The sequence below is a fragment of the Caulobacter sp. D5 genome (assembly GCF_003185805.1).
Classification (GTDB): domain Bacteria; phylum Pseudomonadota; class Alphaproteobacteria; order Caulobacterales; family Caulobacteraceae; genus Caulobacter.
Genome location: NZ_QHJY01000327.1, coordinates 1 through 9,746, shown reverse-complemented (window position 1 = coordinate 9,746; position 9,746 = coordinate 1). Strand labels below are relative to the sequence as shown.

Genomic DNA, 9,746 nt, shown 5'->3' with positions numbered 1-9,746 from the left:
CGGTCGCCCCCAAGGTCCCGGGGGCGGCCGGCATCGCGCGGCGGGCGGGAGCGGTCGCGGCCGCCGTCCTGCCGCCGGCCCTGACCGTGCTGGTCATCCTCGCCGTCTGGCAGGGCGTGTGCGGCGATTCCTATGACGGCCTGCCGTCGCCCTCGCGCATCTGGCTGGAGTCCAAGGAGCTGATCGTCGATCCGTTCTACGACCGGGGCGGGGTGGACAAGGGGCTGTTCTGGCATGTGCTGACCAGCCTCAAGCGGGTGGCCTTCGGCTTCTCGATCTCGGCGGTGGTCGGCGTCGGCCTGGGCGTGCTGATCGGCGCCAACCGCTGGGCGCATCGGGGTCTCGACCCGATCTTCCAGGTGCTGCGGACGGTGCCGCCGCTGGCCTGGCTGCCGATCTCGCTGGCGGCCTTCCACGAGGCCAATCCGTCGGCCCTGTTCGTGATCTTCGTGACCTCGATCTGGCCGATCATCATCAACACCGCCGTGGGCGTGAGGAACATCCCAGAGGACTATCGCAACGTCGCCCGGGTGCTGCGGCTGTCGCCGATCGAATACTTCTTCAAGATCCTGCTGCCGGCGACCACGCCCTACATCTTCACGGGCCTGCGCATCGGGGTGGGCATGAGCTGGCTGGCCATCGTCGCCTCGGAAATGCTGCTGGGCGGCGTCGGCGTCGGCTTCTTCATCTGGGACCAGTACAACGCCTCGCGCATCTCCGACATCGTCGTGGCCCTGGCGTGGGTGGGCCTCACCGGCTTCGCCCTGGACCGCATCGTCGCCCTCGCGGGCCGCATCGTCTCCCGCGGCAACGCGGCGAGCTGAGAAGGAGAAAGATCATGGGCAAGGCCTATCTCTCCATCGAGAACCTCTGCGTCACCTTCGGGCATGGCGCGGGCGCTTCCGAAGTGCTGCGCGGCGTCGAGCTGCAGGTCGACAAGGGCGAGTTCGTCTCGATCATCGGCCACTCGGGCTGCGGCAAGTCCACCCTGCTGAACGTGGTGGCGGGCCTGGTGCCGGCCACCACCGGGGCGGTGATCCTCGACCGCGAGGCCGTCAGCGCGCCGGGGCCGGAGCGGGCGGTGGTGTTCCAGAACCACTCGCTGCTGCCGTGGCTGTCGGTGCGCGAGAACGTGCAGCTGGCGGTCGACAAGGTGTTCGGCGGCAAGAAGTCGGCGGCCGAGCGCCGCGACTGGACGCTGCACAATCTCGAACTGGTCAAGATGACCCACGCCAAGGACAAGCGGCCCTCGGAGATCTCGGGCGGCATGAAGCAGCGGGTCGGCATCGCCCGGGCGCTGGCCATGCAGCCCAAGGTGCTGCTGCTGGACGAGCCGTTCGGGGCGCTGGACGCCCTGACCCGCGCCCACCTGCAGGACAGCGTCATGGAGATCCAGGCGACCCTGAACAACACCGTGCTGATGGTCACCCACGACGTCGACGAGGCGGTGCTGCTGTCGGACCGCATCGTGATGATGACCAACGGCCCGCGCGCCACGATCGGCGAGGTGCGTCCGGTGGATCTGGCCCGGCCGCGCGACCGGCTGGCGGTGGCGGAGGATGCGTCCTACGTCCACGCCCGGGCGGCGGTGATCGAGTTCCTCTACACGCGGCGGGCGGCGTAGGGGGGGGCGCCGTCAGGCCGCCAATTGCTGGCGCAGGTCGTCGAGCGTGCCCTGGATGTGCTCGGCGACCACGGCCTCGACCGTGGCGGCGTCGCCGGCCTTCCAGGCTTCGAGGATCTGGCGGTGCTCGCGGCTGGCGCGCTCGTCGCGGCCGAAGGGCTCGAGGTGGATGCGCACGTAGCGCTCCGACAGGATCTGCAGCCGCTCGACCAGCTGGCTGGTGATGTGGCCGCCGGGGCGGACCAGCGACATGTGGAAGGCGTGGTTGAAGGCCACGTGGTCGCCGTCGGGCTTGCCCAGCTCGGTTTCCAGGGCGGCCAGCGCGGCCTCGGCGCGGACGTGGTCCTCGGGGCCGGCCTTGCGGGAGGCTTCGGCGGTGGCGCCCGGCTCCAGCTTCAGGCGCAGGGCGAAGACCTCGCTGGCCTCCTCGGTGGAGGCCGGCCGCACCACGTAGCCGCGGTTGGGGTAGGAGTTGAGCAGGCCGTCCTGCTCCAGGCGGCTGAGCGCCTCGCGCAGCGGGATCTTGGAGACGCCGAGCTCGCCGGCGATGGTGTCCTGCCGCACGGCCGCGCCCGGCGGCATGGCGCCGGTGAGAATACGTCGACGTACGATCTCGTACGTCTGGTCGGACAGGGTGCGGACGACGATGCTCATGAGCTGCGAACTATAACCCCTGGGTCGGCGCCCCCCGCGCCGAGAGGGCCTCCCTATATCAGATTATCAGGCGGCTCGGATTAAACCTGGGTCATTTCAAATGACCTGGAATCCTGCCCAGAACGGGTCGGCGCGATCGATCCAGACGGTGTTGAACCCTGTCGCGATCGCCGAGCCCTGAACCGAGGGAATGATCGCCTGGCGGTCGCCCAGGGTGGTCTCGGCCTCCACCCGGCCGATGAAGCGGCTCTTGATGTAGCTTTCGTGCACGAAGGCGTCGCCGACCTTCAGGCGGCCCTTGGCGTGCAGGTGGGCTAGGCGGGCCGAGGTGCCGGTGCCGCAGGGGCTGCGGTCGATGGCGCGGTCGCCGTAGAACACCGCGTTGCGGCCGTCGGCGCCGTCGCTGGCCGGGGCGTCGGCCCACAGCACGTGGCTGACGCCGCGGATGGTGGGATCGAGCGGATGCACCGGCTCGACCTTCTCGCGCACCAGGGTGCGGATGATGGGGCTGAGGCGCAGGATCTCGGACGCGCCCAGGGCGTCGACGCCTTTGTAGGCGCCTTGCGGTTCGACGATGGCGTAGAAGTTGCCGCCGTAGGAGACGTCGATGGTCAGCGGGCCAAAGCCGGGGACGTCGATCTCGACGCCGGTCTCGGCCAGGTAGCTGGCGACGTTGCGGATCTTCACCGACGTAACCTTGTCGCCTTGCGTCTCATAGGCGATGTCGATGACGCCGGCCGGAACCTCCAGGCGCAGCTTGCCCGGCTCGCGCGGGGTGACGAGGCCGTTCTCCAGCGCGAAGGTGACCATGCCGATCGTGCCGTGGCCGCACATGGGCAGGCAGCCGCTGGTCTCGATGAACAGGATGCCCGCGTCGCAGTCGGGCAGGGTGGGCGGATAGAGGAAGCCGCCCGACATCATGTCGTGGCCGCGCGGCTCGAACATCAGGCCGGTGCGGATCCAGTCGAAGCGGGCGAGGAAGTCCTGGCGGCGTTCGCTCATGCTGGCGCCGCGCAGCAGCGGCGCGCCCCCGGCGACCAGGCGCACGGGATTACCGGCGGTGTGGCCGTCGATGCAGAAGAACGTGTGACGCATGGACTTGATCTCTAGAAGCTGACCCGCCGGAGGGGAGCGAAAACCTCGTCCTTCGACAAGCTCAGGATGAGGTTTTCTACTGCACGGTCTGAAAAATGGTCCTCACCCTGAGCTTGTCGAAGCATGCTCTGACGCGGGCCGCGCCTGCGGCGCGACCCGATGGGGGCGAGGACCACGCAAGTTACGTCAGGCCGCTTCGGCCTTGGAAAGCGCCGGCCGGGTGGCGGCGGCTTCCTCGACCATGGCGACGACCTGGGCGCGGCGGGCGCCGGCCAGGGGCAGGCGGGGCATGCGCACGCGCTCGGAACCGCGGCCCATGATCTCTTCGGCCAGCTTGATCGACTGGACGAGGTCGTGCTCGGCGTCGAGGTGCAGCAGCGGCATGAACCAGCGGTAGATGCTGCGGGCGGTGTCCAGGTCGCCGGCGTCGACGGCCGCGACCAGGGCCACCGATTCCTGCGGGAAGGCGCTGGTCAGGCCCGAGACCCAACCCTTGGCGCCCAGCAGCAGGCCTTCCAGCGCGACGTCGTCGAGGCCGGCCATCAGGATGAAGCGGTCGCCGAAGGCGCGGGCCAGGTCGGTGAAGCGGCGGGTGTCGGGCGCGCTTTCCTTGACCGCCACGACGGTCGGCTCGTCGGCCAGGCGCTCGAGCACGCCCAGGCTGATGGCGGCGCGATAGGCCGGCGGGTTGTTGTAGAGCATGATCGGCAGGCCCGAGGCCCGGGCGACCGTGCGGAAGTGGGCTTCCAGCTCGGCTTCGGTCGGCACGTAGACCATGGCCGGCAGCGCCATAAGGGCGTTGGCGCCGATGGTCTCGGCGTCCTTGGCGAAGGCGGCGGCGCGGGGCGTGGTCAGCTCCGAGCAGCCGACGATGATCGGCACGCGGCCGGCGACCACCTCGACGGCGGCCTTGAGCAGGCTGCGCTTTTCGTCGGCTTCCAGCGAGTTGTTCTCGCCGCAGGTGCCCAGCACGACGAGGCCGTGCACGCCGTCGCGGACGAGGTTATCCAGCACCTGTTGGCTGGCGTCGTAATCGATCGAGAGATCGGGCTTGAATTGAGTGGTAGCGGCGGGAAACACGCCCGACCAACGCATGGAACTCATAGTGCTTGCGCCTCCTGCTGATTTGTCTACCGTATACGATATTGAGTGCGAGGGTAAAGCCCGACGATGAAGGCGGCAGGAACGGCGGTTATCGGAGGCGGGATCGTGGGCACGATCTGCGCGCTGGCTCTGCGGCGCGCGGGCGAGGATGTGCTGCTGATCGATCCGCGGCGTGATCCGCCCCCGGCTTCCTACGGCAACGCCGGTCACATAGCGGTGGAGCAGGTCGAACCCCTGGCCTCGCCGGCGGCTTTGGCTTCGGCTCCTAGGCGCCTGTTCGCCCTGGGCGGCGCGCTGGATTTCCGACTCGCCGACGCCGCCGCCTGGATGCCCTGGGCGGCGCGCTATATCCGCGCGAGCACGCCGGACGGCGCGGCGCGCGGCCGGGTCGCGCTGAGCGGCCTGCTGGCCGACGCCCTGCCGGCCTGGAAGCGGCTGGCGGCCTCTGTCGAGCGGCCCGATCTCGTCATCGAGCAGGGCCACGTCGTGGTCTGGGAAAGCCAGGAGACCGCCCGCAAGGGCATGGCCGCCTGGAGCGCGGCCGACATCGGCCAGACAAAACTGTCTCCCCTCGACGAGCCGACCCTGCGACGCGTGGGCCGGCAGGTCTCGACGCCCCTGGCGGGCGGGGCGCGATTCGAAGGCTCGGCCCAGGTCAGCGATCCCGGCCAGGCCCTGAAGCTGCTCGGCGAAGCCTTCGAGGCGGCGGGCGGACGGCGGCTGACGGCCAGCGTCTCGCGCCTGGCGCCCAGCGGCCGGTTCGCGCAGATCGTGCTGGAGGGGGGCGAGCGCATCGCCGCCGGCCAGATCCTGGTGACCGGCGGCGTCGGTTCGGGCGCGCTGATGCGCAGCCTTGGCCATGTCGCCCCGATCATCGCCGAGCGCGGCTATCACCTGGAAGGCGGGGCGGGCGACTGGGTCGGCCTGCCGCCGGTGGTGTTCGAGGACCGCTCGCTGATCCTGACCCGTTTCGGGGATCGCCTGCGCGCCGCCAGCTTCGTCGAGTTCTGCCGCGAGGGCTCGCCGCCCGACCCGATGAAGTGGGACCGCCTGCGTGGCCACCTGGACGCGCTGGGGATCAAACTGCACGGGCAGGTCGCCCAGTGGTCGGGCGCGCGGCCGACCCTGCCGGACTATCTGCCGGCCATCGGCGCCAGCACGCGGGCCGACAATCTCTATTATGCCTTCGGGCACCAGCACCTGGGTTTGACCCTGGCGGCGACCACCGGCGAGATCGTGGCCAGGCTGATTGCCGGCCAGGCGCCGGATCTCTCCGCTTTCGACATAGATCGCTTCGCCTCCGGGCGCGGCAAGACGAGGACTACCGCATGACCCTGGGCGTGGGCGTTTCGACCATGGCCGCCGAACTGGCCGACCTTTCGCCGCGCGCCGGCCGCCCGCCGGCGATCACGGCGGCCGAGTACGAGGCCCGGCTGGAGAAGGCGAGGGGACTGACCCGCGCGCTGGGCGCCGACGCCCTGCTGATCGGGGCCGGCGCGTCGCTGCGCTATTTCACCGGCGTGCCGTGGGGCGCGACCGAGCGGCTGGTGGCCCTGCTGCTGCCGGTCAGCGGCGCGCCGCTGATGATCTGCCCGGGCTTCGAGCTGGGTTCGCTGCAGGCCGATCTGAAGATCGAGGTCGAGATCCGCCTGTGGCAGGAGCACGAAAGCCCCGCCGCCCTGGTCGCCCGCTGCCTGGCCGAGGTCGGCGTCGACACCCTGGCGCTCGATCCGGCCGCGCCGTTCCTGCTCTATTCGTCGCTGAAGTCGGTCGCGCCGTCGCTGTCGGTCAAGGACGCCACGGCGGTGGTCGATGGCTGCCGGGGCGTGAAGTCGCCGGCCGAGCTGGCTTTGATGCGCTACGCCAAGGCCATCACCCTCGACGTCCATCGCCGCGCGGGCGCGGTGCTGGCGCCGGGCGTGCGGGCCAGCGAGGTCAAGCGCTTCATCGACGAGGCCCATCGCGCGGCCGGCACGACCGGTTCGACCTTCTGCGCCGTGCAGTTCGGCGAGGCCACGGCCTATCCACACGGCCTGCCCGGCGACCAGGAACTGGCGCAGGGTGATCTCGTCCTGATCGACACCGGTTGCCAGGTCGAGGGCTACCAGGCCGACATCACCCGCACCTATGTGTTCGGCGAGCCGGACGCGGAGCATCGGCGGATCTGGGAGATCGAGCACGCGGCCCAGGCCGCGGCCTTCGACGCCGTCAAGCCCGGCCTGCCGTGCGAGGTGATCGACCAGGTTGCCCGCCAGGTGCTGGAGCGCCATGGCCTGGGTCCCGACTACGCCCTGCCGGGCCTGCCGCACCGCACGGGCCACGGCATCGGCCTGTCGATCCACGAGGGGCCCTATCTGGTGCGCGGCGATTCCACGCCGCTGGCGCCGGGCATGTGCTTCTCCAACGAGCCGATGATCGTCGTTCCCGGCCGCTTCGGCGTGCGCCTGGAAGATCATTTTCACGTCACCGAGGACGGCGCGGCCTGGTTCACGCCGCCTTCGCCGTCAATCGACGACCCGTTCGGCCTGGAGCGCTGATCGAGGGACGCTTCGAGTTCTGATTTGGCCAATGTCTCCGCGGCGCCGGGAGGAGTGCGGCGCGGAGTTCCTGTAAGGGGGATCGAATGAGCTTCTGGACGCGCCGCAAGGCGCTCGACGCGATCGTGGCTGTGGACGCGGGCCATAGGCTCAAGCCCACGCTCAGCTGGCCGCACCTTCTGGCGCTGGGTATCGGCGCCATCATCGGCACGGGGATCTACACCCTGACCGGCATCGGGGCCGAGCGCGCCGGGCCGGCGGTGATCCTGGCCTTCGCCGCCTGCGGCGTGCTCTGCGTGTTCGCCGCCCTGGCCTATGCCGAGGTGGCCACCCTGATCCCGGCGGCGGGCAGCGCCTATACCTACGCCTATTCGGTGCTGGGCGAGGGCCTGGCCTGGATCGTCGGCTGGAGCCTGGTGCTCGAATACGCCGTGACCTGCGCGGCCGTGGCCGTCGGCTGGTCGGGCTACATGGTCGGCCTGCTGAAGAGCGTCGGCATCATGCTGCCGCCCGAGCTGCTGGCCGGACCGCACGCGGGCGGGATCATCAACCTGCCGGCGGTGCTGATCACCGTGGCGGTGACGGCCCTGCTGGCCAAGGGCGCGCGCGAGAGCGCCACGGTCAACATCGTGCTGGTGATCATCAAGATCATCGCCTTGGCCGTGTTTGTGGTCCTGACCATCGGCGCGATCAAGGCCGCCAACTTCCACCCCTTCATGCCCTACGGCTTCGTCTCCCACACCGAGGGCGGCCACCCGCGCGGCGTGATGGCGGCCGCCGCCATCGTGTTCTTCGCCTTCTTCGGCTTCGACGCGGTCTCGACCTCGGCCGAGGAGGTCAAGAACCCCAAGCGCGACCTGACCATCGGCATCATCGGCTCGATGCTGATCTGCACGGTGATCTACATGATCGTGGCCGCTTGCGCCGTGGGGGCCTGGCCCTATGCCGAGTTCGCCAAGTCGGGCGAGCCGCTGGCCTTCATCCTGCGCTCGCTGCAGCACCCGGTCGCCGCCGTGGCCATCGCGGTGGCCGCCATCCTGGCCCTGCCCAGCGTCATCCTGGTGATGATGTACGGCCAGACCCGGGTGTTCTTCGTCATGGCCCGCGACGGCCTGCTGCCGAAGGCGCTGGGCAAGCTCAGCGCCAATCACGCGCCGGTGCGCCTGACCCTGATCACCGGCGTGGTCGTGGCCCTGGTCGGCGGTTTCCTGCCGCTGGACCAGATCGCCGAGCTGTCGAACGCCGGCACGCTGCTGGCCTTCATCTGCGTCGCCGTCTGCGTGATGGTTCTGCGCAAGACCCGTCCGGACCTGCCGCGCCTGTTCCGCTGCCCGGCGGTGTGGATCGTCGCGCCGCTGGCGGTGGTCGGTTGCCTCTACTTCATGGTCAGCCTGCCGGTCGGCACCCTGCTGCGCTTCGCCGGCTGGAACGCCATCGGCCTGGTCGTCTACCTGCTCTACAGCCGCCGCACGAGCCTGCTGGCCAAGGGCGTCGACGTCCCGCCGCTGACGGAAGCCGAGGTTCCCTGAGGCCTCAACGCGGGAAGGACGCGATCACCCCAGGCCCAGGGTGATCGCGTTCGTGGTGCGGACCAGGGCGCGGGGCGGGGCGTCCTGGGTCTTGACCGTCAGCTTGGCGGCGTCGGCGGCGCTGACGCTCTGACCCTTTGCGTCGACGAACTCGGCCGCCAGTCCCCGGGTCGCCATCAGGGCGACGGCGTCGGCGCCGGTCAGGCCGCGCACCTCAGGCATGGGCGCGGCGTCGTCGAGGGCGGCCGGGGCGGGCACCGGCACGATCTTGAAGGTCAGCTTGGCCGCGCCGCTGGCCTGGAAGCCGTAGCGCTGCTGGAAGGCCGCATCGACCGGGGTGACATAGGTGCGGGCCTGGCCGATGGCGCCGCCGCGGCCGGTCGTTCCGGCGCTGCCGTCGGCGCCGCCCGTGCCGCCGATCCGCATCGAGACCTGCACCTCGCAGGTGGTCTCGGGCAGGACGTAGAAGGTGGGCTGGTAGCCGATCGAGCGCAGCATCTCCAGGCCCTCGTCGCCGTCGGCCTCGTAGATGGCCAGGCTGGCGTTGAGCGAGCCCTGGTCGAGCGCCGCCTGGGCCTCGGCCACGCCCCGGCCGACGGCGGCGATCACTTCGCCCAAGGGCGTGGCCAGGCTTTCGCTGAGCAGTTCGGAGGCGTCCTGGGCCATGTCAGGCTCCCTGTTCGTCGGCGGCGGCGAAGATCACCATCACCCGCGCCCCGCGGGCGATGACCGAGCCGGCCGTGGGCGACTGCACCATGGCCTGGCCGGGGGCGACGGCCGGATTGAGCGCGTGGGGGCCGACGCTGGCCTCCAGCACCAGGCCGACCGAGGTCAGCACCCGTCGCGCGGCGCTCTCGGTCAGTTGCAGGACGTCGGGCGCGCGGGGGCCGTCGGCCGCGTCGGCCGGCTTCTCAGGGATGAACTGGAATTTGACGTCGCTGAGCACGTCCTGCTTGAGGTCCCGGGCCGTGTCGGCGTCGATCAGCTGCACCGCGCCGGCGTCCTGCAGCAGGACCTTGGCGTTGACCTGGATGGCGCCCAGCGAGAAGCCGCGCGGCTTCAGGCTGACCTGGGCGTCGTCCAGCTGGGTGGCCATGGTGGTGGCCAGATCGGTGACGGCGACGCTGCGCAGCCTCAGCGGCGCCGTGGCGTCGGCGCCCAGGCGTCCGGCCGTTGCCGGGCGCGCGGCGGCGGCCGTGGCTT

Annotated in this window: 10 protein-coding genes; 5 read left to right on the top strand and 5 right to left on the bottom strand. The window is 70.5% G+C overall.

Annotated features, from left to right (window positions below; translation table 11 throughout):
• Together ntrB and DMC18_RS19700 are read left to right on the top strand one after the other, a co-directional pair.
• Nucleotides 1–824 (top strand): nitrate ABC transporter permease (gene ntrB, locus DMC18_RS19705; RefSeq protein WP_110133234.1); only part of this gene is annotated, 824 nt, incomplete at its 5' end.
• A 14-nt stretch (nucleotides 825–838) separates the two neighbouring features.
• Nucleotides 839–1,624: an ABC transporter ATP-binding protein gene (locus DMC18_RS19700; RefSeq protein ID WP_110119034.1), complete on the top strand. Its 786-nt coding sequence runs from the start codon at nucleotides 839–841 to the stop codon at nucleotides 1,622–1,624.
• 12 nt (nucleotides 1,625–1,636) lie between these two features.
• Here the strand turns inward: DMC18_RS19700 and DMC18_RS19695 are convergent, their stop codons facing one another.
• From DMC18_RS19695 to DMC18_RS19685, 3 genes are all read right to left on the bottom strand, one after another.
• Nucleotides 1,637–2,278: a GntR family transcriptional regulator gene (locus tag DMC18_RS19695; protein ID WP_110119035.1), complete on the bottom strand. Its 642-nt coding sequence runs from the start codon at nucleotides 2,276–2,278 to the stop codon at nucleotides 1,637–1,639.
• Nucleotides 2,279–2,374: 96 nt separating this feature from the next.
• Complete coding sequence (locus DMC18_RS19690; protein WP_110119036.1) at nucleotides 2,375–3,373, bottom strand: 4-hydroxyproline epimerase; 999 nt, start codon at nucleotides 3,371–3,373, stop codon at nucleotides 2,375–2,377.
• Nucleotides 3,374–3,559: 186 nt separating this feature from the next.
• The gene (locus DMC18_RS19685; protein WP_199228387.1) at nucleotides 3,560–4,477 is read right to left on the bottom strand and encodes a dihydrodipicolinate synthase family protein; all 918 of its coding nucleotides are present in this window, start codon (nucleotides 4,475–4,477) and stop codon (nucleotides 3,560–3,562) included.
• Nucleotides 4,478–4,543: 66 nt separating this feature from the next.
• Between DMC18_RS19685 and DMC18_RS19680 the strand changes: the two genes are divergently transcribed.
• The 3 genes from DMC18_RS19680 to DMC18_RS19670 all read left to right on the top strand — a co-directional run bounded on the left by DMC18_RS19680 (nucleotide 4,544) and on the right by DMC18_RS19670 (nucleotide 8,543).
• Nucleotides 4,544–5,809: an FAD-binding oxidoreductase gene (locus DMC18_RS19680; protein ID WP_110133233.1), complete on the top strand. Its 1,266-nt coding sequence runs from the start codon at nucleotides 4,544–4,546 to the stop codon at nucleotides 5,807–5,809.
• Nucleotides 5,806–7,014, top strand: coding sequence for a Xaa-Pro peptidase family protein (locus DMC18_RS19675; protein WP_110119690.1), 1,209 nt, complete (start codon nucleotides 5,806–5,808; stop codon nucleotides 7,012–7,014). Before DMC18_RS19680 ends, DMC18_RS19675 begins: the two co-directional genes overlap by 4 nt.
• Before the next feature lie 86 nt (nucleotides 7,015–7,100).
• Nucleotides 7,101–8,543, top strand: a complete 1,443-nt coding sequence (locus DMC18_RS19670; protein ID WP_110119691.1) for an amino acid permease — start codon at nucleotides 7,101–7,103, stop codon at nucleotides 8,541–8,543.
• Nucleotides 8,544–8,567: 24 nt separating this feature from the next.
• Here the strand turns inward: DMC18_RS19670 and DMC18_RS19665 are convergent, their stop codons facing one another.
• Both DMC18_RS19665 and DMC18_RS26170 read right to left on the bottom strand, forming a co-directional pair.
• A complete protein-coding gene (locus DMC18_RS19665) occupies nucleotides 8,568–9,209 on the bottom strand; it encodes a hypothetical protein (protein WP_110119692.1) in 642 nt (213 codons plus the stop codon).
• Nucleotide 9,210: 1 nt separating this feature from the next.
• Nucleotides 9,211–9,746: PASTA domain-containing protein (locus DMC18_RS26170; protein ID WP_199232597.1), on the bottom strand; the 536-nt coding region annotated here is incomplete at its 5' end.

Bases quoted from the DNA above. Each gene is read 5' to 3' on its own strand.
- DMC18_RS19700 (WP_110119034.1), top strand. From the start codon at position 839: ATGGGCAAGGCCTATCTCTCCATCGAGAACCTCTGCGTCACCTTCGGG.
- DMC18_RS19695 (WP_110119035.1), bottom strand. From the start codon at position 2,278: ATGAGCATCGTCGTCCGCACCCTGTCCGACCAGACGTACGAGATCGTA.
- DMC18_RS19690 (WP_110119036.1), bottom strand. From the start codon at position 3,373: ATGCGTCACACGTTCTTCTGCATCGACGGCCACACCGCCGGTAATCCC.
- DMC18_RS19685 (WP_199228387.1), bottom strand. From the start codon at position 4,477: ATGAGTTCCATGCGTTGGTCGGGCGTGTTTCCCGCCGCTACCACTCAA.
- DMC18_RS19680 (WP_110133233.1), top strand. From the start codon at position 4,544: ATGAAGGCGGCAGGAACGGCGGTTATCGGAGGCGGGATCGTGGGCACG.
- DMC18_RS19675 (WP_110119690.1), top strand. From the start codon at position 5,806: ATGACCCTGGGCGTGGGCGTTTCGACCATGGCCGCCGAACTGGCCGAC.
- DMC18_RS19670 (WP_110119691.1), top strand. From the start codon at position 7,101: ATGAGCTTCTGGACGCGCCGCAAGGCGCTCGACGCGATCGTGGCTGTG.
- DMC18_RS19665 (WP_110119692.1), bottom strand. From the start codon at position 9,209: ATGGCCCAGGACGCCTCCGAACTGCTCAGCGAAAGCCTGGCCACGCCC.